The sequence below is a fragment of the Pseudonocardia sediminis genome (genome assembly GCF_004217185.1).
Taxonomy (GTDB): domain Bacteria; phylum Actinomycetota; class Actinomycetes; order Mycobacteriales; family Pseudonocardiaceae; genus Pseudonocardia; species Pseudonocardia sediminis.
This window is the reverse complement of the sequence record NZ_SHKL01000001.1, coordinates 608029-628859: the sequence shown is the minus strand read 5'-3', so window position 1 is coordinate 628859 and position 20831 is coordinate 608029. Positions and strand designations below refer to the sequence as shown.

20 protein-coding genes are annotated in these 20831 nt (G+C 70.3%); 9 read left to right on the top strand and 11 right to left on the bottom strand.

The annotated features are described in order from the left end of the window. Positions 1 to 61: 61 nt before the first annotated feature. From EV383_RS03060 to EV383_RS03050, 3 genes are read left to right on the top strand one after another with little or no spacing between them, the layout of a single operon-like run. A complete protein-coding gene (locus EV383_RS03060) occupies positions 62 to 475 on the top strand; it encodes a cupin domain-containing protein (RefSeq protein WP_130288505.1) in 414 nt (137 codons plus the stop codon). 15 nt (positions 476 to 490) lie between these two features. After that, complete coding sequence (locus EV383_RS03055; protein WP_130288504.1) at positions 491 to 1237, top strand: MerR family transcriptional regulator; 747 nt, start codon at positions 491 to 493, stop codon at positions 1235 to 1237. 24 nt (positions 1238 to 1261) lie between these two features. Next, the gene (locus EV383_RS03050; RefSeq protein ID WP_130288503.1) at positions 1262 to 1714 is read left to right on the top strand and encodes an acyl-CoA thioesterase; all 453 of its coding nucleotides are present in this window, start codon (positions 1262 to 1264) and stop codon (positions 1712 to 1714) included. Here the strand turns inward: EV383_RS03050 and EV383_RS03045 are convergent. Both EV383_RS03045 and EV383_RS03040 read right to left on the bottom strand, forming a co-directional pair. Beyond that, positions 1704 to 2867, bottom strand: coding sequence for a fumarylacetoacetate hydrolase family protein (locus tag EV383_RS03045; protein WP_130288502.1), 1164 nt, complete (start codon positions 2865 to 2867; stop codon positions 1704 to 1706). The two genes, EV383_RS03050 and EV383_RS03045, sit on opposite strands and share 11 nt — an antisense overlap. 22 nt (positions 2868 to 2889) lie before the next feature. Next, positions 2890 to 3303 (bottom strand): DUF3224 domain-containing protein, encoded by a 414-nt coding sequence (locus EV383_RS03040; protein WP_165438216.1) that lies wholly within the window; start codon positions 3301 to 3303, stop codon positions 2890 to 2892. A gap of 238 nt (positions 3304 to 3541) precedes the next feature. Here EV383_RS03040 and EV383_RS03035 point away from each other — a divergent pair, with 238 nt between their 5' ends. From EV383_RS03035 to EV383_RS03020, 4 genes are all read left to right on the top strand, one after another. Continuing rightward, positions 3542 to 4630 carry an S-(hydroxymethyl)mycothiol dehydrogenase gene (locus tag EV383_RS03035; protein ID WP_130288500.1) on the top strand — a complete coding sequence of 363 codons (1089 nt, stop codon included), beginning with the start codon at positions 3542 to 3544 and terminating at the stop codon, positions 4628 to 4630. Further along, complete coding sequence (locus EV383_RS03030; RefSeq protein WP_130288499.1) at positions 4630 to 5259, top strand: MBL fold metallo-hydrolase; 630 nt, start codon at positions 4630 to 4632, stop codon at positions 5257 to 5259. The genes EV383_RS03035 and EV383_RS03030 overlap by 1 nt, the downstream gene beginning before the upstream one ends. Before the next feature lie 114 nt (positions 5260 to 5373). After that, positions 5374 to 5673: a type II toxin-antitoxin system Phd/YefM family antitoxin gene (locus EV383_RS03025; protein ID WP_242622865.1), complete on the top strand. Its 300-nt coding sequence runs from the start codon at positions 5374 to 5376 to the stop codon at positions 5671 to 5673. Then, positions 5670 to 6065: a type II toxin-antitoxin system VapC family toxin gene (locus EV383_RS03020; RefSeq protein ID WP_165438215.1), complete on the top strand. Its 396-nt coding sequence runs from the start codon at positions 5670 to 5672 to the stop codon at positions 6063 to 6065. The genes EV383_RS03025 and EV383_RS03020 overlap by 4 nt, the downstream gene beginning before the upstream one ends. Here EV383_RS03020 and EV383_RS03015 read toward each other — a convergent pair. The 8 genes from EV383_RS03015 to EV383_RS02980 form a co-directional block, all read right to left on the bottom strand. Continuing rightward, positions 6048 to 7181 (bottom strand): MFS transporter, encoded by a 1134-nt coding sequence (locus tag EV383_RS03015; RefSeq protein ID WP_130288496.1) that lies wholly within the window; start codon positions 7179 to 7181, stop codon positions 6048 to 6050. The genes EV383_RS03020 and EV383_RS03015 overlap by 18 nt on opposite strands. A gap of 47 nt (positions 7182 to 7228) precedes the next feature. Beyond that, complete coding sequence (locus tag EV383_RS03010) at positions 7229 to 8239, bottom strand: iron-siderophore ABC transporter substrate-binding protein (protein WP_165438214.1); 1011 nt, start codon at positions 8237 to 8239, stop codon at positions 7229 to 7231. Positions 8240 to 8288: 49 nt separating this feature from the next. Then, positions 8289 to 9443, bottom strand: a complete 1155-nt coding sequence (locus EV383_RS03005) for an amidohydrolase family protein (protein WP_165438213.1) — start codon at positions 9441 to 9443, stop codon at positions 8289 to 8291. Positions 9444 to 9534: 91 nt separating this feature from the next. Beyond that, positions 9535 to 11220: a chaperonin GroEL gene (gene groL, locus EV383_RS03000; protein ID WP_130288493.1), complete on the bottom strand. Its 1686-nt coding sequence runs from the start codon at positions 11218 to 11220 to the stop codon at positions 9535 to 9537. A 180-nt stretch (positions 11221 to 11400) separates the two neighbouring features. Then, positions 11401 to 11775 (bottom strand): propane 2-monooxygenase effector subunit MimD, encoded by a 375-nt coding sequence (gene mimD, locus EV383_RS02995; protein ID WP_130288492.1) that lies wholly within the window; start codon positions 11773 to 11775, stop codon positions 11401 to 11403. After that, the gene (locus tag EV383_RS02990) at positions 11772 to 12956 is read right to left on the bottom strand and encodes an aromatic/alkene monooxygenase hydroxylase subunit beta (protein ID WP_130288491.1); all 1185 of its coding nucleotides are present in this window, start codon (positions 12954 to 12956) and stop codon (positions 11772 to 11774) included. The genes mimD and EV383_RS02990 overlap by 4 nt, the downstream gene beginning before the upstream one ends. Continuing rightward, entirely contained in the window at positions 12953 to 14011 is a 1059-nt protein-coding gene (locus EV383_RS02985; protein ID WP_130288490.1) for an FAD-binding oxidoreductase, read from the bottom strand. Before EV383_RS02985 ends, EV383_RS02990 begins: the two co-directional genes overlap by 4 nt. A gap of 208 nt (positions 14012 to 14219) precedes the next feature. After that, on the bottom strand, positions 14220 to 15860 hold the full coding sequence (locus tag EV383_RS02980; protein ID WP_165438560.1) for a ferritin family protein: 1641 nt from the start codon (positions 15858 to 15860) through the stop codon (positions 14220 to 14222). 438 nt (positions 15861 to 16298) lie between these two features. Between EV383_RS02980 and EV383_RS02975 the strand changes: the two genes are divergently transcribed. Together EV383_RS02975 and EV383_RS02970 are read left to right on the top strand one after the other, a co-directional pair. After that, positions 16299 to 18182 (top strand): sigma-54-dependent Fis family transcriptional regulator, encoded by a 1884-nt coding sequence (locus EV383_RS02975; RefSeq protein ID WP_242622864.1) that lies wholly within the window; start codon positions 16299 to 16301, stop codon positions 18180 to 18182. Between the two features lie 143 nt (positions 18183 to 18325). Further along, positions 18326 to 19252: a gamma-glutamylcyclotransferase family protein gene (locus EV383_RS02970; protein ID WP_242622863.1), complete on the top strand. Its 927-nt coding sequence runs from the start codon at positions 18326 to 18328 to the stop codon at positions 19250 to 19252. A 68-nt stretch (positions 19253 to 19320) separates the two neighbouring features. Here the strand turns inward: EV383_RS02970 and EV383_RS02965 are convergent, their stop codons facing one another. Then, entirely contained in the window at positions 19321 to 20622 is a 1302-nt protein-coding gene (locus tag EV383_RS02965) for an MFS transporter (protein ID WP_242622862.1), read from the bottom strand. Between the last annotated feature and the right edge of the window lie 209 nt (positions 20623 to 20831).

The window sequence follows — 20831 nt, the reverse complement described above, 5'->3', positions numbered from 1 at the left end:
GACCTCATCCTGGCCCGTCGAGGAGCTGGCCCGCCGGGCCGGACGCAGTACTCTCGCCGTCGTGCAGATCCTGCGGGCCGCCGGGCACTTCGCCGTTCCCGAGGGGGAACCGAACCAGTACCGCGAGCACCTGCGTACCGCGGACCTGTCGGTCGGGACGTACTGCATCCCGGTCGGCGGCAAGGACGGGCAGGAGCCGCACACCGAGGACGAGATCTACGTCGTGGTGCGCGGGCGGGCCAAGCTGGTCTCCGAGACGGCCGAGGCCGGCGCAGACGGAACGAGGATCAGCACCGAGTACGAGATCGGGCCCGGATCCGTCGTGCATCTCCCCGCCCGCGAGGTCCACCACTTCACCGAGGTCACCGAGGACCTGTCGATCGTGGTGGTGTTCGCCCCGGCGGAGCGCTCCCGGGGTCTCGACCGGGACCGCGACGCATATTACAGCGACACTGTCATATGGGCCGCCGAATGACGTAGCCTTCCGGCCATGGCTGCGCCGACCACCCCCGACGGGGACCTCCTGACGGTCGACCAGCTCGCCGAGCGCACCGGCGTCTCGGTCCGCACGATCCGCTTCTACGCCGGGAAGGGTCTGCTCCCGGCGCCGCGGATGCGCGGCCGGACCGGTCTCTACGACACCACCCACCGCGCTCGACTCGAGCTGATCGGCGAGCTCTCCGCGCTGGGGTTCACCCTGGCCGCGATCGAGCGGCAGCTGGAGCGCGTCCCGCACGAGGCGGGCCCGGAGGAGCTGTCCCTGCAGCTCGCGCTGCTCACCCCGTGGGCGCCCGAGGCACCCGACGACGTCGACCGCGCCGGCCTGCACCGCCGCGCCGGCCGCACCCTGGACGACGACGGCGTCCGCGCGCTGGAGGCGCTCGGCTCCCTGACCGCGCTCGACGGCGACCGGTACCGCCTGCACGGCCCCACGGCGCTGGCCAGCGGCCTCGACACGCTCGACGCCGGGCTCTCGCCGGAGGTGTGGAGCCGCGCGTCCGACATCATCGAACGGCACACCACGGCGCTCGCCGAGGACCTGATGACGCTGTTCCAGGACGAGATACTGCAGCCGTACCGCGACCGCGGACGACCGGCGCACGAGCGGCAGAAGATCGCCGCGGTGATGGCCCGGCTCAAGCCGGTCACCGTGCACGGCGTCGTCACCGCGTTCGGACGGGCGGTGAACCGGAGCATCCGCGACCGGGTCGCCCACCGCGGTGATCCGGCGTCCTGAGCCGTTCCGCCCTATCCTCGCCCGATGGCCCAGCCCTCCGCCGACGGCGCGTTCGAGTTCCCGGTCCGCGTGCGCTACCACGAGGTCGACGCCCAGGGCGTCGTGTTCAACGCCTGGTACCTCGCGTGGTTCGACGAGGCGATGACCGAGTTCCTGGAGCACCGCGAGCTGTCCTACCGGACGATGCTCGACGCCGGCTACGACGTGCAGCTCGTGCACTCCGAACTGGACTGGCGCGGCGGCGTCGGCTGGGGCGACGACACCGTCGTCGCGGTGTCCACGGCGACGATCGGCCGCACCAGCTTCGCACTGGACTTCCAGGTCCGGGTCGAGGGGGAGAACGGCCGCGAGGTCACCTGCGACGCCCGCACCGTCTACGTCGTGATCGCCGTCGACGGCTCCGGCAAGCAGGAGATCCCGCAGCTCATCCGGAACGCCCTCGGTGAGCCGAGGCCGCTCCTGCCGTTCAAGGAGTAGGGGTCACCCTCCCCCGGACCTCACCGAGGGAGAAGCGGGTGCCGTCGGCGCGCGGGGCGGTCGCGGTGAACACGACCTCGTCGCCGTCGGACAGGTAGGTCCGGGTCGCTCCGCCGGAGAGGTGGATCGGCTCCGACCCGCCCCAGGACAGCTCCAGCAACGAGCCGAACTGCTCCCGGGCCGGGCCGGAGATCGTGCCGGAGCCGAGCAGATCCCCGGCGCGCAGTCCCGCGCCGTTGGAGGTCAGGTGCGTGACGAGCTGCGCGGGCGTCCAGTAGAGGTCGCGGGCGGGCGGGGTGGACACGTGGTCGCCGGCCAGGTGCACGCCCAGCTCCACGTCGAGCCCGCGGTCGGCGGCGCCGCTCAGGTACGGCAGCGGTTCCGGGTCGCGGGCGGGAGGGTCGGTCCAGGCCCCGGCCAGCTCGTCGAGCGGGGTCACCCACGCCGAGATCGACGTCGCGAACGACTTGCCCAGGTGCGGGCCGAGCGGGCGGGTCTCCCAGCCCTGGATGTCGCGGGCGGACCAGTCGTTGAGCAGCACCACGCCGAACACGTGGTCCAGCGCGGTGTCCATCCCGACCGGGCCCGGCACCGTGTCGCCGAGGACGAGACCCAGCTCGGCCTCGACGTCGAGGGTGCGGGTCGGGCCGTGGTCGCCACGGCCGCGCTGCCCGGACGGGCGCACGACCGGGGTCCCGCTGACCCGCACCGTCCCGGCCCGCCCGTGGTAGCCGACGGGCAGGTGCTTCCAGTTCGGCGCGAGCGGCTCGGAGTCCGGCCGGAAGATCAGCCCGGCGTTCCGCGCGTGCTGCTCGCAGGCGTAGAAGTCGACGTAGTCGGCCACCGAGAACGGCAGCACCGGCGTCAGTCCCTCGGCGGGCAGCCGGTAGGGGGCGAGCCGCTCCGGGTCGGCCAGCCACCCGGTGAGCCACTCCCACACCTCGCGCCAGACCGGGCGCCCGGCGGCCAGCAGGGCGTCCAGGTTCGGGGCGGTGAGCAGCTCCGGGTGCGGTCCGCGCTGCGCGGTCGCGAGCGACCCGACGTCGAGGACCCCGTCATCGACCGGCGCGGCGATCCGGGAGTGCCCGGGCCGTCCCGCACCGGCCACGGCTCCGAGCGCGACCCCCATCGGGGGCGAGGTGTCCGGCGACATGCCCGCACCGTACCGACCACCCTCAGGGCAGGACGACATCGAACGTGTAGGTGTGCACGCCCTCCGGGGACCGGTCGATCTGCATCTCACCGCGCAGTCCGTCGAGGTCGCCGGTGCCGGATCCGGGCACGACCGTGACGCTCATCGAGCCGCCGGTGCTGTCCCCCGCCGCCGCGTGCATGAGGACGAACGTGCCACGGCGACCGTCCACGGTGGCCTCCACCCGCTCGATCCCGACGTAGGCCGCGGCACCGGAGGGCAGCAGCACCTGCAGCAGGTCCGCGACGCCCGTCCCGGTCAGGCCGCCGGTGAACTCCTTGGTGTTGCGCACCCGCACGTAGCGCTCGGCGCCACCGTCGGCGGGGATCTCGGCGTAGGGGTCCTCGTCCCATGTCGGCAGCGTGAACCCGCCGGTGAGGAGCGTCGTGTCTGTCATGACGGGAGGATGGCCGACCCCGGCCGGGGCGCGCTTGAACTTTCGCGACGCGCGAGGCCACATCGATGACCGGTTCGCCGCCCTGACCGCGCACTCGGGGCAGGGCGTGAACCGGTCGGCGACCGGCTCTGGGACGATCGACCTGGTGGAACCGAACCGGGACTGTCACCGTGGGCAACACATGTCACAGTCGCCATAAGCGCACATATCCCGGTCACGACGAGCGGAGCATGAGGACATGGCACAGCACGTACGCGGCGTCGTCGCGAAGTCGAAGGGCGCACCCGTCACGGTCGAGACGATCGTGATCCCGGACCCCGGGCCCGGTGAGGCCGTGGTGAAGATCGAGGCCTGCGGGGTCTGTCACACCGACCTCTCCTACCGGGAGGGCGGGATCAACGACGAGTTCCCGTTCCTGCTCGGACACGAGGCCGCAGGTCGCGTCGAGTCGATCGGCGAGGGCGTCGTCGATCTCGAGGTGGGCGACTACGTCGTCCTCAACTGGCGGGCCGTCTGCGGCGTCTGCCGGGCCTGCAAGAAGGGCAAGCCCCAGTACTGCTTCGACACCCACAACGCGAAGCAGCCGATGACCCTGGAGGACGGCACCGAGCTCTCGCCCGCCCTGGGCATCGGCGCGTTCGTCGAGAAGACCCTGGTCGCGGCCGGGCAGTGCACCAAGGTCAACCCGGAGGCCCCCGCCAAGGTGGCCGGGCTGCTCGGCTGCGGCGTGATGGCCGGGCTGGGTGCCGCGGTGAACACCGGCCAGGTCGGACGCGGCGACTCGATCGCCGTGATCGGTTGCGGCGGCGTCGGCGACGCGGCCATCGCCGGGGCGAAGCTGGCCGGCGCCACCACGATCATCGCGGTGGACACCGACCCGAAGAAGCTCGAGTGGGCCCAGGAGTTCGGCGCCAACCACACGGTGAACCCCAAGGAGGAGGACACCGTCGAGGCGATCCGCAGCTACACCGACGGCAACGGCGCCGACGTCGTCATCGACGCCGTGGGCCACCCGGAGACCTACAAGCAGGCGTTCTACGCCCGCGACCTGGCCGGCACCGTCGTCCTGGTCGGCGTGCCCTACCCGGACATGATGTCCCCGGAGATCCCGCTGATCGACTACTTCGGACGCGGCGGCGCACTGAAGTCGGCCTGGTACGGCGACTGCCTGCCCAGCCGCGACTTCCCGATGTACGTCGACCTGTACCTGCAGGGCACGTTCCCGCTCGACAAGTTCGTCACAGAGGAGACCACATTGGACGGCGTCGAAGCAGCATTCGACAAGATGCACAAGGGCGAGGTCCTGCGTTCGGTGGTGATCTTCTGATGGCCGGTCCCATCGACCACGTCACCACGTCCGGGACGTTCAACCTCGACGGCGGCAGCTTCGACGTCGACAACAACGTCTGGATCGTCGGCAACGACTCCGAGGTCTTCGTGATCGACGCCGCGCACGACGCGGACGCGATCGCCCAGGCGGTCGGAGACCGCACGGTGAAGGCGATCGTCTGCACGCACGCGCACGACGACCACGTCAACCAGGCCCCGGCGCTGGCGGACCGCTTCTCCGCGCCGATCTGGCTGAACCCGGCCGAGAAGGTCCTCTGGGACATGACCTGGCCGGACCGTCAGCCCGACGCCGAGCTGCACGACGGTGACGTCCTCTCCGCCGGCGGCGTCGACCTGCGGGTGCTGCAGACGCCGGGCCACTCGCCCGGATCGTCCTGCCTGTACTCGCCGGAGCTGAAGGTCGTGTTCTCCGGCGACACCCTGTTCCAGGGCGGCCCCGGCGCGACCGGGCGCTCGTACTCGTCGTTCGACACGATCATCGAGTCGATCCGCACCACGCTGCTCACGCTGCCCGGCGACACCCAGGTGCGCACCGGGCACGGCGACTCGACGAAGATCGGCGACGAGTCCCCGCACCTCGAGGAGTGGATCAAGAACGGCTCGTAGCCGCTCACGCTCCACCCGGGCCCGGTACCGCACGCGCGGTGCCGGGCCCGTCGCGTTCCCCGGCACCGACCGATGCCGGCCCTGAGTAGCACATCAAGTGCTACATTGTCGTTCGTGGAGCCTGCCGAGCACGAAGAGCGCATCGGGATCCGCGAGCTGCGCCAGCACGCCTCGCGGTACGTCGCGCTGGCCAAGGCGGGCAAGCGGGTACCGGTGACCGACCGCGGCAAGCTCGTCGCCTACCTCGTTCCGGCCGAGGAGCCCGACTCGGTCCTGGACCGGCTGGAGGCTGCGGGGCAGCTGCGCCGTGGAGCCGGGAAGCTGACGGACCTGGGGCCGGTCCCGCCGCGCCCGGACGGGGCCCCGTCGTTGTCCGACACCCTCCGCGAGATGCGCGACGAGGAACGCTGGTGATCTATCTCGACACCTCGGCGTTCCTGAAACTGGTGTGGGAGGAGGAGGGCTCGGTCGAGCTCCTCGACCGGGTCGGCCACCGCACCGATGTCGGGTCGAGCGCACTGCTCGCCGTGGAGGCGCGACGAGGTGCTGCACGCAGTGATCCCACGACGATCCCCCGGGTGGATCTGCTCCTCTCGCGACTCACGCTGGTCGCGATCGGCGATGCGGTCGTCGAGTCGGCGAGCAGGCTACCGGCCCGGACGTTGCGCTCCCTCGACGCGATTCATCTGGCGACCGCCCTCCTGCTGGGCACGGACCTTCAGGAGTTCGTCACCTACGACACGCGTCTCGCCGACGCGGCGACGGCGCAGGGGATCCGCACCGTCGTCTCACCCGGGATCGCCTGAACGCCGCCGGACCACCGGTGTGAGGACGAGCAGGAACACCGCCGAGACGCCGAAGGCGGCGGCGAAGCCGAACGGCTCGGCGATCGCGCCGAGGCCGCTCGCCCCGAGCCCGGTGCCGGCGTCGTAGGCGACGTTCCAGGCTGCGCTGGCGGTGCCGTAGCGCTGCGGTCCGGCCGCGGCGAACAGGGCGACCATGGCGTCGTTCTGCACCAGTCCGAACCCCGTCCCGACGACGGTCGCACCCGCCACGAGCAGCACGCTCCCGCCGCCGGAGAGCACGACCAGCGCCATCCCGGCCGCGGCGAGCACCGTCCCGACCGGCAGCAGCGCACCGGCCCGCCCGCGCCGGTCGGTGATCTCCCCGGCCACCCCGCGTCCGGCCAGCGCGCCCAGTGCGGTGAGGAACAGCGCCAGCGGCACCGCGACCGTCGCACCGGGGGCCAGCAGCGGCCCGAACGTGATGATCCCGCCCTGCGCGGTGGAGCAGGCGAGCATCGCCAGCACCGGCGCGGCGGAAAGAGTCCTGCCCGGGACGGACGGGCGGGCGACCCGGGCGGGCGCCCGGCCGGTCCCCGGCCCGCGCACGAACAGCACGACGACCGCCGCCGACACCGGCCCGACACCGGCCGCGACGAAGACCCCGGCGAACCCGAGGACGTCCGCGACGGCCACCCCCGCCGGCAGGAAGACCAGCTGCGGCAGCCCCACCGCGTAGCCGAACCAGGCCGAGGCCCGCCCGTGCTCCGACGGGTCGACGAGCTCGGCGACCAGCGCGCTCCCGGCGACGGTGAGCAGCCCGAACCCGACCCCGCGCACCACCGAGACCGCCAGCACCGGGCCGAGGTCCGCGGACAGGGCCAGCAACGGTGCGGGCGCGCCGAGCAGCACCATCCCCGAGCACAGGACCACCCGGTGCCCGACCCGGCGCAACAGCGCCGGCACCCCGAGCTGGGTGGCCACCGTGACGGCCATCAGCACCCCGGTGCTCAGCCCCGCGCCGAACTCACCGGCCCCGCCGCGCGAGACCCACAGCGGGACGACCGGGAGCAGCAGCGCGTAGCCGCCGAAGCCGAGCGCGGTGGCGAGCAGCAGAAACCGGAACGGCCGCCCCCTCACCGCCCGTCCCCGCCGCCCCGCACCCGTCCACGATACGAAGCGGGCGGTCAGCCCCCGGTCTTCGGGTAGGCCTTCTCCAGCTGCGGGACGATCCCGTCCAGCGCGCTCGGGAGGCTCAGCACGCTGTTCCAGGCGAACGCCAGCTCCGTGGCGCCCTCGATGTAGACGGTGTGCCCGGCCCGGGTCGCGTTCAGCCGTTGCACGAGCGGGTTCGCGGCGATCGTCGCCCTCCCGCCGGGGGTGAAGGAGATCTGGTCCCAGACCAGCAGGTCCTGGTCGAGTTCGGTGGCCCTCTCGAAGCTGAGCTCGGCGTAGAAGCTGGTGCCCGACAGCTCGTCGTAGCGCGGCGGCACGACGAAGCCGAGGCTGGTGAAGAACCGCGAGCGCGGGTCCTGGGAGGCGAAGACGCTCAGCTGGTTCGCCCCGTACGTGGCCACCGCGACGGTCTTCCCCGCGAACTGCGGGTTCGCGTCCCTGACCGCGGCGAACCTCGCGTCCAGGTCGGTGATCAGCTGCTCGGCCCGGTCGGAGCGGCCCAGCGCGGTCCCGATCGTGCGCGTCGCGTCCTGCCAGGGCAGGCCGTAGTCGTTGAAGCCCTTCGGGATGCCGACGGTCGGGGCGATCTTCGACAGCAGGGCGTAGGACTCCTGGGTGAGGTCGGAGTAGGTGCCCAGGATCAGGTCGGGACGCAGCGCGGCGACCTTCTCCGGATCGATCGTGTCCATGTTCAGGATCGCCGGGTTCGCGTTCACCGCCTGCGCCGCCTGCTTCGCCCAGGGGTAGACGACCTCGTTCTCCGGGCCGTACCAGTAGCGGACACCGACCGGTGCGACGCCGAGGGCGAGGACGAAGTCGTGCTCCTGGTAGCCGACCGTCACGACCCGCGTGGGCGCGCGCTCGATCGTCGTCGTCCCGAACTTGTGCTCGATCGTCGCGGGGAAGCCGGCGCCGGCGGCGGCCCCGCCGGACGTCTCGTCACCACCCCCGCATCCGGTCAGCAGCACACCGCCTGCCGCGAGCGACCCGAGCAGCACCTGACGTCGTGTGAACCGTTCCACCAGTGATCATCCCTTTCCCGATCTTGTTCGGGATGATGTTAGGGAAGGCTCACCTCGTTGGCGAGGACTGGCTGGTCACGGTTCGACCCACCGCCGCACCGGACGCCGCGACGCCGGCGGTGGGCAGCCCGTAGACGCGCGCGGCGGTGCCGCCGAGCACCGCACGACGGACGTCGGTGTCGAGCTCGGGGTACCGCCCGCGGAGCTGGTCGGGATAGCGGAAGGTCGCGAGCTCGCGCACGAGACGGCCCGGGCGCACGAGCGGGTACCCGCTGCCGAACATCAGGCGGTCCGGGCCGAACGCGGCGAGCAGGTCGCCCAGGGCCGCGCCGGCCGCCAGCGGGGCCCGGCGCATCGCGACCAGCAGCTCGGTGAGCAGCACGTGGACGTTGGGCAGGCGCGCCATCCGGCAGAGCACCGCGGTCGGCAACGACCCCGCGCCGAGCACGAACCGCACCCGCGGCAGCGCGGCGGCGAGCTCGCTGAGCTCGGTCGCGTCGTAGCCCCCGGCCGGCAGCGGACCGCTGTTGCGCGCCCGGACCGGGAGTGCGGACCCGGCACGCACCGGTTCCGCCCAGCTCGGCCAGCGCGGCCGCGGCAACGACGTCCCCTGCTCGACGACGCCGGCGAACGCCCAGTCCGGAGCGCCCGGAACCGGGTGGGCCAGCGGCCCGACGCCGACGTGCACCACGCCGGCCCCGGCCTGCTCGGCCCGGGACAGGACGCGCCGCAGCCACGCCGCCCCCAGCGGGGTGCGGGCCTCCGGCCGCCGGGCCGGGACGATGGTCAGCCCGCGCAGCCCGTCCCGCCGCACCTGGGCGGCCACCCCGCGCACCTTCGAACGGTCCCCGCCCGGGTCCAGCTCACCACTGAGCACGAACCGTCCGGGCCACTCCTGAGCCAGCTCCGCGTGCCAGGCGAGCGGGGCGAGACCGAGCACGAACAGGTCCGAGAACCCGGCCGGCTGCAGCACGGCCCGGTCGACCCCGGCGTCGAGGACGTCGGCGTGCAGGGACCGGTCGGTCACCTGGTCGAACGCGTCCACCGACAGCGGGCGCGGCGAGTGGTCCAGGGTCCGGTGCCGGTGGTGCAGGTCGGCCAGGAACTGCTCCCCGGCCGGCCCGGCCTGGTTGTGGGGGCGGCCGTCCCAGGCGTGCACCTGCGCGTCGACGACGAGGTACTGCTCTCCGTCCCCGACGTACACCACGTCTCCTCCGTACCTCCTCGGACGTGCACCCCGCCACGCCGGTGGCGGGCGGGGTGCACGGTCTGACCGATCAGTCCTACCAGGACATCTACCCCATCGACGGCCCGAGGCCCATCGACTGCGGGGTGCTCGAGTCCGGGCTGGGCTGCGGGATGCCCTCGTCCAGCGGGCCGTACTCGGTCATCAGCGCCTTGTTCCAGGGCGTGACCTCCTCGGCCACCAGCGAGTTGGTGGTCAGGATCAGACCCGCCACCGAGGCGCCGTTCTGCAGCGCGGAGCGCACGACCCGGAGCGGGTCGATGATCCCCATCTCGAGCATGTTGCCGAACCGGCCCTCGAGGGCGTCGAAGCCCTCGTCGACGGTGAGGTCGCGGACCTGCTTCACGACGTCGACGCCCTCGTACCCGGCGTTCGTCGCGATCAGGAACGCCGGCGCGGACAGCGCGGCCCGGACGATCTCGACACCGGTGCGGTAGTCACCGGTGACCTCCAGGGTGTCCAGCGCGGCCTCGGCGTGCAGCAGCGCCGAGCCACCGCCGGCGACGATGCCCTCGGCCATCGCGGCACGGGTGGCCTGCAGCGAGTCGTCGACGCGGTGCCGGACCTCCTTGAGCTCCGCGTTCGTCGGCGCCCCGACCTCGATGATCGCGGCCTTGCCGGACAGGCGGGCGATCCGGTCGTTGAGCCAGTCCTCGTCGGTGCCGATGCTCGCGCGGTTCATCTCTGCACGGAGCTGGGAGAGCCGGCGCTCCTTGCGCTCCGGCTCGCCGTGCCCGCCGATGATCGCGGTGTGCTCGTTGGTCGCGCGGACCTGGTTCGCCCGGCCGAGGTGCTCGATGCCGACCTGCTCCAGCGAGAACGACGACGCCTTCGACAGCACCTGCCCGCCGCACAGCGCGGCCATGTCCTCGAGGAGGTGCACGCGCTTCTCACCGAAGCCGGGGGCCTGGATGGCGGTGACCTTCAGGTGCCCGTTCACGTGGTTGTGCACGAGCATCTGCAGCGCCGTGCCCTCCACCTTCTCGGCCACGATGACCAGCGGGCGGGGCTCGCGCATGATCTTCTCGAGCATCGGCATCAGAGCGCGGACGTCGGTGATCTTCTCGGCGCAGAACAGCAGGTACGGGTCGTCCAGGATCGCCATCATCGAGCCCGGGTCGGTGACCAGGTACGGCGAGACGTAGCCGTTCTCGAACTCGAAGTCCTCGACGAAGTTGACGGTCAGGCCCAGGGTCGGCCCGTCGTCGACGGTGATCACGCCGTCGTCGCCGACGGTGTGCAGCGTCTGCGCGACGACCCGTCCGATCGAGTCGTCGTCGTTGGCCGAGATCGCGGCGACGCGCGAGAGCGCCTCGACGTCGTTCACCGGGTGCGCGACAGTGGAGAGGTGCTCGACGATCCGCCCGACGGCGACGTCGATGCCGCGCTTGACCAGCACCGGGTTCCCACCGGAGGTGATCGCCTTCATGCCCTCGCGGACGATGGCCTGCGCCATGACGGTCGCGGTGGTCGTGCCGTCACCGACGATGTCGTTCGTCTTGACGGCGGCTTCCTTGAGGATCTGCGCGCCCATGTTCTCGAACGGGTCGCGCAGGTAGATCTCCCGGGCGATCGTCACACCGTCGTTGGTGACCTCCGGCGTGCCGGTGATCTTCTCGAGGATCACGTTGCGGCCCTTGGGTCCCAGTGTGGACTTCACCGCCTCGGCGAGCTGGTCGACACCGGCGGTGAGACGGTCCCGGGCTTCCTGCCCGAACTTGAGTTCCTTGGCCACGATGACCCTCCTGAAGTGCGTGCGCGGGGTTGTAAAGCGAGGGGCGGTAGAAGCTTTTCGTACGAAAGGGGAATCGGCGCCGGAGCCGGCGAGGAATGGACGACGAATCGGCGCCGAACAGCCGGATCGCCGGTCCGCGGGTTGAGCGCGGACCGGCGACCGGCTACCTGAACGGAACGGTCAGCTGACCGTCGGGGGAAGCATGTCGCCGATGTACTCGGCCGCTTCCTCCATGTTGCCGAACATCACGGTCCGGTCGTCCATGTGCACCATCTTGCCGTAGTGCGTGGACATGTTCTCCTCGAACTCGGCGGCGTCGTAGAAGTCCTCCTCCTCGCCGAGAGCCTCGGAGATGTCGGCGTAGACGAAGTCCATCCGGCCGACGCAGTCGACGCGGATCATCGAGGGGAGCTCGGTGATCTCGACGTTCTCCTGGCGGTTCATGACCTCGGCGACGACGGAACCGATCTGGTTGTTCATCAAGGTGACGCCGCACTTACCGGATGCGGTGCTGTCGGCCTTGAACGGGCTCTCGGAAGTCTTGAAACTGGTCACTGGTTGAGCTCCTTCGGGGTCTCGAGGCCGAGGTCGTTCAGAATTCCGACGAAACGGTTCTTCGCCCGGTCGAGGCTGTCCTCGAAACGCGGCGGCTTGGCGTCCGGAAGGGACCAGATGGGCTGCAGGGTGCGGGCGGCCTCGAGGACCTGGGGCACCCACTTGGACAGCCAGCCCTGGAAGAGCTCCTTGTTGTGGTCGGCGAACTCGCGGTCCTGGACCAGCGGTCCGAAGCAGACCTGCGTCCAGCGCAGGTCGCGCTGGGCGAAGTCGTACTCCGCGGCACCCATCACGGTCGGGGTGACGAAGTCGCCGTTGCCGGCGGCGGCCTGCATGACCAGGTTCGAGCGGAACAGCTCACCGATCAGCGGCTCGAAGATGACGTTGGCGGCGAAGATGGACTCGCCCCAGTCGTCGTCGATGGCCGTCAGTGCCTCGGTGACCTTGCGGACGCCCTGCCACTCCGGGTCCTCGTTCCACGCCGTGAGGTGCGCGGTGCCGTCGAAGCCCTCGATCTCCTCGGTCAGCGTGAGGTTGTAGAGCGCCAGGTCCTGGGCGAACCGGATCTTGTGCATGCTGTTCACCGCGAAGGCGGTGTTGTGCATGTTGGTCGGTCCGGAGCGCTGCACGGCGGCGAAGACGTAGAGGCCGAGGATGTGCTCGATGTGCATCCACGCGCCGACGTTGCGCTCGACGAACTGCTGCCAGTTCGGGGTCCAGTTCTCGAACGCCTTCGCGCTACGGGCGTTCTCGATGTTCTGGTTGACCTGCCGGACAACGTTGGCGTTGTACCGGTAGAAGGTGAGCTCCCACTCCTCGTTGGGGTCGCGGAACTCGTGCCAGCCGTGGGCGGGCCACTCGTAGCCCTTGCCGCCGGAGCCGGGGTAGCGCTCGGGCTCGGGCAGGTCCACGCCCCAGGCCTTGAGCTTGGTCCAGTGCAGCGGATAGCCGGCGTCACCGTTGGCGAAGCCGTAGATCCAGCCCTGCGAGAGGTAGTGCCGGGGGTCCGGCTGGACGTCGACCGTCACGTCCTCGTAGTGGGTCTGCTTCCGCTTCGCCGGCTTGTAGTAGTTGTACCGACGGGCGCTGGCTCCGGAGTCGGGGAATGTCTGAGCGCCGGCTTCCGCGTCGGTGAAGACGGGCCTCGGGACATTTCTCTCGGGCCGTTCCGTGGTGGTCATGTACCGTCCTCGCCCTCTGGTTCACCGGTCGTGGTGAACTTGTCGTAGAAGATGTTGTGCTCGGAGACCCCGAGCTGGGTCAGGGTCGCGATCGCCGCGTCGACCATCGGCGGCGGACCGCAGACGTACGCATCTGCTCCCTTCAGGTCGCCCTCCTGTGCGCGCAGCACCTCCGTAATCAATCCGGTCTCCCCCTGCCATTCGCCGTCCGCGTCGCCGGGATCGGAGATGGCCGGGATGTACCGGAAGTCCTTGAGCTGTCCACCGAGCTCGGCGATCTCCTTCTCGAAACAGAGATCCCTCGACGCGCGGCCGCCGTAGTAGAACGTCGCCTTGCGCTCGACACCGCGTTCGGCCATGGATCGCAGGAGCCCGAGCACCGGAGCCATGCCGGCGCCACCACCCACGAACACGAGCCTCGATGTGCGGTTCTCGCGCAGCGTGAACGTCCCGAACGGCGCTTCGACCTCGAGGCGGTCGCCGATGGCGACCTTCTCGTTGAGGAACTCGGAGAACAGGCCGTCGGGGTAGATCTTGATGACGAACTCGAAGAGCCCGTCACGGTTCGGCGTGTTGGCCATCGAGAACGAGCGGGTCTCCTCGGTGCCAGGAATCTTGAAGTCCATGTACTGGCCGGGGAAGAACTTGATCTCGCTCGGCTCGACGAGCTTCACCACCAGGTGTCGCATGTCGTGCGTGACGGACTCGTTGGAGACGACCTCGACCGTGCCCGTGGTCAGTGGCAACCCGGACCGGATGATCTCCTCGTCGTAGTTGAGCAGCTCGATCGTCAGGTCCTCGTAGGCGTGCGCCCGGCAGAGGAGGGTCGACCCCTCCTCCTTCTCGTAGTCGGGCAGGGCGAACGTCGAGTAGGAGTCGTACTCGATGTCCTCGCCCTCGAGCACGAAGGACTTGCAGGCCGCGCACTGACCTTCCTTGCAGCCGTGCATGAGCTGCACGCCTTGCTCGGCCGCGGCCCGAAGGATGTTCTGGTCCTCGTCGACCTCGATCTCGATGCCAACGGGCTCGAATCGAACGACGTGTTTTTCACCCAACGGGGAGGCACCTCTCGGATTTTGAGAAACCGGACAAATCGGGCTATCTGAGCGGAATTTGGGCAGGCGGGGGTGACCCGACCGGGGGATGACCCCCCGGTCGGGTCTGCAGGGAGAGGGGCTCCGTCAGGAACCGTCCGTGGCGGAGCTGGGCTCCGTCATCGGGTGGGTCCCGTCAGGAGACCCCCTCCCCTCGCCTGACCCGCGCTCAGGCGTTCGTCGGTGCCGGACGTCCGGCCGGACCCTGCTTGTTGTAGTCCGCGATGAACGCAGCGCGGCCGGCCTCGTCGAGCTCGTTGAGGACGACGTTCGGGCTGCCGAGCGGAGGACAACGACGCATGTGGTCGAGCGTCCACATCTTCTTCGGGTCGAGGTTCAGGTGCGGCTGCGCCGTCATCGTCTTCCCGTCGTCGCGCACGAAGCCCATGTCGGAGACGACGTCGGCCCAGTTCCAGCCGTGGTAGAGCGTCTCCCACTCGCGCTTGCCGACCAGACGACCCATGTTCGGGGTCTCGCGACCCTGGTAGGTCGGCTGGAAGGCCTCCACGTCGGTCCAGCGGCAGACCTCGTGGCAGTAGGTGCGGATCGAGTTGTCCTCGAACGTGTGCGTGACCATGTCCTCACGCACCAGGCAGGGAACCATGCAGGTCCAGCAGCGCGAGGGGTACACGTAGTCGACGTCCTCGAAGACGATCGGGTTGTGCCCGTTCGGCGTGGCCAGCCGGTTGTAGTTCTCCCACCACTTGCCGTACTTGTCGTACCAGCCCGGGTACTTGTACTCGAACCACTCGAAGTCCTCGTCGGTCATGCCGTCGATGCGCCAGTAGTTGGCGAGCCAACCGGTGGCGAAGAACTGCGCGACCTCGTGGACGTAGCCCTTGTTCCAGATCTGGTTCCACGACTCCTCGATGAGGTCGTGGGGGATCACAAGGCCGTACTTCTCGAGCGGGACGAGGTAGGCACGGTAGTAGTCGTCGTAGATCCAGCGACGCCACATCTCGGCGTAGGACTCGCGGTCCTTACGACGGTCCTTCGTGCCGTACTCGATGAAGGTACCGATCGCGGCGTCCACGACGCGGTGGTTGTTCCACCACGCGTAGCGGAGGTCGCGCTCGAGCAGCTGACGGTTGTCCTCGTCCGACAGCGCCATCAGCAGCGTGGCGTAGCCGTTCGAGATGTGCCGCGACTCGTCGGACTGGACCGAGTGGAACACCGTCGGCAGCAGGTAGTCACCGTTGGCCGCCGCCTCGGCCGGCATGGCCACGAACAGGGTGTTCGTGAACGCCGTCTCGGCGACGATCGTCAGGTAGATCGACGCAGCGGTGATCGCGTCACCGGTGATGAACCCCTCGGCGAACTGACGGCCGATGGTGCCGCAGTAGTCGCTGTGGAAGTTCCGGAGGCTGTTGTTGAAGCCCGCCGGGTCGATGTAGTTGTTCATGTACACGCGCTTCAGGTTCTGCTGGATCGTCGAGTGGCGAACCTCGTCGATCATCTGAATCGCCTGGCCGTTGTGCAGCTCCGGGTTCGGAACGACCGAGAACAGCATCGGCATCGAGCGCGCGGCCGAGACCTCCGGCAACGGGATGATGCTCAGGAACAGCTTCTGCCACTCCAGCCAGCGCTCCTGCACCTGGCGGAACATGTTCCCGCGGATCGCGCCGTCGGTGGCACCGAAGACGCGGTGGTCCTTCTCCTCCTGCATGGGGAAGTAGGACCGGAGAACCTGCTTGAGCGGGTCCTTCTTCGCAGCCTTGCGGAAGGTGTAGTCGGTTCCGTACTTCATGTACGGCTCGTGGTACTGCGGCTCCCAGGAAAGCTCCTGGATCTTCTGATGAGCCTTTGCCAAGCTCTGCCGACTCACGTCGTCTCCTCACGGTGGTGGGTGTGGTCGGATCTTTGCGGTCCGCCCCGGTCGAACGTGGTGCGTGAACGGAGGTCCGTCCTCGACCCCGCGGGCCGCCGGCGTCCTGTTGCCGGCGGGAGCCTCGGTGGCCCTCCGTCACATCGCCCGACCGCCGGACCCTGGAGCGAGCGCGGGCGCCCCGGGTTGTTGATCGAACGCGGGTCCTCCGGCACTTCGGCTGCGAGTGCGTTCCCCGCGGCTTCGGTGCCGGTCTCTCCCGTGCTGCGAATCACACATCGCTGGCCGGGCGGCTGCGGTCTCATTATGAGACGCTGCCCGATCTTCGCTGCTGGTGATCTCTGTCGCGTGCCAGTACCGTCGATGAGGACACCCGGCTGCCGCGCAATTGCGGACCACAGCTGCTCCGAGGAGGGCAACCGGTTGGTCCCACCACCCGAGGACGCGTTCCACCACCACCCGCAGTCGAGCTCGGACGCCGAGCACGACGCGAGCCTCGTCGCGCCCTCGTCCGCCGCCGCGGAGAGGATCGCCCTGGCCAGGGACGCTTTTCTGGACGACGAGGCGGTCAGCCCCGGCACCGTCCGCGGCCCGATTCTCGCCTCCTGGATCCGCTCGCGACAGCTCGCCGTGGCGCCCGACCACCTCGAGCTCCCGCACGAGCACGACGCCGAACCGGACACCCCGTTGCTGCGGGCGGCCCGGCCGATCGTCTCCGAGCTGGCCGACCAGTTCACGACCGAACCCGTCAGCGTCATCCTCTGCGACGCCGACGGCGTCGTCCTGGAACGCCGGACGGGTGACTCGGCGCTGCACCAGCACCTCAACCGCGTGTGGCTGGCCCCGGGCTTCTCCTACGCGGAGCGCTACGTGGGCACCAACGGCATCGGCACCGCACTCGAGGGCCGGCGCGCCACCGAGGTGTTCGGCCACGAGCACTACGTGGAGCACCTGGAGGACCTGGCCTGCGCCGGCGCGCCGATCCGGCACCCGGTGACCGGGAAGGTCCTCGGCGTCATCGACCTGACCTGCTGGCGACGGGAGGCGAACGCGATGATGGTCGCGACGGCGTCGACGATGGCCCGCCGCATCGAGGAGACGCTGCTCGAGCAGTCCGGCCGTCGCGAGCTGACCCTGCTGCACGACTACCTGTCCGCGGCCCAGCGCAGCAGCGGTGCCGTGTTCGCCGTCAGCGACGACCTGGTGATGATGAACGACCGGGCCCGCGAGCTGATCGACCCCGCCGACCAGGTCCCGCTGCTGGCCGACGCCACCGAGGCGTTGCGCTCCGGACGCAGCCGGCAGCTCCTCGTCGACCTGCCCAGCGGCGCGACGGCACGGGTGCACTGCCGTCCGAGCTGGACCGAGGGCGGCTGCTCCGGTGGCGTCCTGCAGGTCAAGCTGACCTCGCGGGAGCCGGCGCCGACGCGCTCGTCGCTGCCGACCATCACCACCGCGCTGCCGGCCGCCGTCGGGTCGGGGGCGCTCTGGGCGAAGTGCTGCCAGGCCGTCGACCGGCTGTTCCGCACCAACGAGTGGCTGGTGCTGGAGGGCGAGGCCGGCTCCGGACGGACGACGCTGGCCCGCGCCACCCACCAGATGCACTCCCCCGCCGGTCACGTCCGGGTGCTCGACGCCGCCGACTACGGCCCGCGCTGGCTCGCCGACGTCGTCGAGGAGCTCTCCACCGGCGGCGGGACGCTCGTGCTGCAGCGGGTGGACCTGCTGTCCGCGGGCGCGGCCCAGTCTCTGACCGACGCGCTGGAGGACGTGCGCGAGTCCACCGACCCGGAACGGCCGTGGGTCGTGGCGACCCGCGGTCCGGCCCCGGACTCGCGGCCGGACCCGCCGGAGCTGACCGAGCTGCTCGGGTCCTTCCCGCGCACGATCGAGGTGCCGCCGCTGCGTCACCACATCGAGGACGTCGCGGAGCTGGTCCCGTACCTGCTGCAGCGGCTCACCCGGGGCGCGGACCTGCGATGTTCGCCGGAGGCCATGCGGGTGCTGATGCGCAACCGGTGGCCGGGCAACGTCGACCAGCTCTACCAGGTGCTGCGCAAGGTGGTGGCCCGCCGGCGGACCGGGACGATCCGCCCGGACGACCTCCCTCCTGAGACGCGCGCGATCACGCGCCGGGTGCTCACGCCGCTGGAGGCGATCGAGTGCGACGCGATCGTGGACGCGCTCCTCGACGCGGACGGCAACAAGGCCGAGGCGGCGCGCCGTCTTGGCATGTCCCGGGCGACGATCTACCGCAAGATCCGGGGCTACGGGATCTCGATGCCGTCGGCGCAGGACTCGGGCTGAGCGCGCCGGGACCCTCTCCCTGGGCGGACCGGGAGTTCCCCGCCGACCCGTATCCGGGGACCCGGCCGCCGGCGTCGTTCGTCCACCTCGACGGGCTGAGCCACGCGCTGCTGCCGGACCGGGGACAGCCGTCGGGATGGCGGGTGGACGGGGCCGGTGACCTGGACGGATGGCTGGTCGCGCACGGTGCGGCGCCGATGGCCGGGCGGGTCCCCGTGCTGACCTACGGGTCCAACCGGAACCCGTCGAAGATCAGCTGGATGCGCGCCGAGCGGGGGCTGACCGGCCCCGTCGTCGTGCTGCGGTGTGCGACGTCCGGTCTGGCCGCGACGTGGGCGGCGGGCCTGCGGGTCGTCGACGACCAGCGTCCCGCCGTGCTCGCGGCCGCACCCGGGCGCGACGAGCGCCACGCCGTCTGGATGGCCGCCCCGGAGCAGTTCGCCGCCCTGGACCGGGTGGAGGGACGGGCCGCCGATCCCCCGCGCTACCGGCTCGCCCGCCTGCGTACCGGCACCGTCGCGACCGAGGACGGTGCCGTCGTCGACCTGCCGTACGCCTACCTGGGCCGGGACGCGATCCGCCGGCCGCTGCTCGTCGACGGGGCACCGGTGTTCTGCGACGACGTCGCGCAGGACGAGGCGCGACACCTGCGTGGACAGCCGGCGCCCGACGACGGGCTGGACGCCGACACCGTCGCCGGGACACCGCACCCGGACGCCTGGCCGGCGCGGGTCTTCGTCTACGGCCTGCTCATGCCGGGCCAGCCGTCGTGGCACCACCTCGCGCCGCACGCGACCGGCACCCCGCGGCCCGCGACACTGCCGGGCACGGTGTCCGACACCGGTTCCGGCTACCCGGCCCTGTCGCTCGGCGACGGCCCGGGCGTACCGGGACACGTCGTCGAGCTGAGCGACCCGGTCGCCGCGTTCCCCGGGCTCGACGCCTACGAGGGCCCGGAGTACACCCGGATCCGGGTCGCGCTCCCGGACGGCACGGTCTGCTGGACCTACCTGTGGACGGCCGACCGGCACGGTCACATCGGGCTGCCCCGGGGCTGGCCGCCGCGCTGAGACGCCCCCGGAACGTCACCGGGCCCGTCCCTCGAGGGAACGGGCCCGGCGTGAACGGGTCGGTCGGGTCAGGAGGCCGCCGCCTTGGCCGCCTTCGCGGACTCGAACTCGGCAAGACCCGGGATGTCCCGTCCCTTGAGCGACATGCCCTTGGTCTCGATCACGAAGATCAGCGCGACCATGCCGACCGCCGACGCGATCATCATCGAGTAGGCGGGCCAGAGGTTGTCCCCGGTCGCCCCGATGAGCGCATCGTTGATCAACGGGGCCGTACCGCCGAACGCGGCCGTCGCCACGTTGTAGGAGATCGCCATGCCGGCGAACCGCACGTGCGCCGGGAACATCGCGGGGAACGTCGCCGAGATCGTTCCCAGCTGCAGGACGTAGACGAGCCCGAGCACGGTGAACCCGACGATCGCCCAGCCCACACCCTGCGCCATCAGCAGATACATCGGGATGGCCAGGACGAAGATGCCGATCAGCGAGATCCACCAGCACGGTTTCCGCCCGATCCGGTCGGACAGTGAACCGGCCAGCGGTATGAAGACCATCATCACGACCTGTCCGACCGTGGCGAGTGTGTCGGTCTCGGCCGAGGACAGTCCGATCGTGTTCTGCAGGTACGTCGGCATGTACGTCAGCAACGTGTAGTTCGTGACGTTCAATGCGATGACCAGGCCGAACAGCGCGAGGATCGGCTTCCAGAACACGACCAGGAGGTTCTTCAGAGCGCCGGTGGCCGCCTCCTCCTTCTCGCCGGTGGCCTCGAGCTCGCGGAACACCGGGGTGTCCTCGAGCTTCGTCCGGATGTAGAGACCGATCAGAGCCAGCGGCAGCGCCAGCATGAACGGGATCCGCCAGCCGTAGTCCTCCATGGCCTGGTCTCCGAGCGCGGTCTGCAGACCGAACACGACCAGCACGGCCAGGGTCAGCCCGGCGAGCGTGCCGAACTCCAGGAAGCTGCCCCAGAAACCGCGCTTCCTGTCGGGGGCGTACTCGGCCATGAACGTCGCGGCGCCGCCGTACTCACCGCCGGTGGAGAAGCCCTGCACGACGCGCAGGAGGATGAGCAGGATCGGCGCCCAGATGCCGATCGTCGCGAAGGACGGCAGCACGCCCAGCAGGAACGTGGCGACACCCATCAGGATGATCGTCAGCGACAGGACCTTCTGCCGGCCGATCCGGTCACCCAGCGGGCCCCAGACGATGCCGCCCAGCGGGCGCAGCACGAACGAGACCGCGAGACCTAGAAGCGTTCCCAGCGTGCCGAATTCACCCGGGAAGAAGTTGGCCGTGATCTCGGTCGTCAGATAGGCGTAGACGCCGTAGTCGAACCATTCGGTGGCGTTACCGATGGCGGACGCCGCCACTGCTCTACGCAGTACCGACGGCGGTGCATCCCCCTCGGAGCCGGTCGTTCCCTCGCCTGCCGGGACCGATGTCATTCGCCAAACCCCCTGTTTCAGAATTGCAATGACGCGACAACGATCGCAATCCGTAACGCGATCGACATATCCCCGGATATGCGGTGGAGAGAGCCTACAAGCCGAAATTGACCCCCGCCACCCCTCCTGACCGG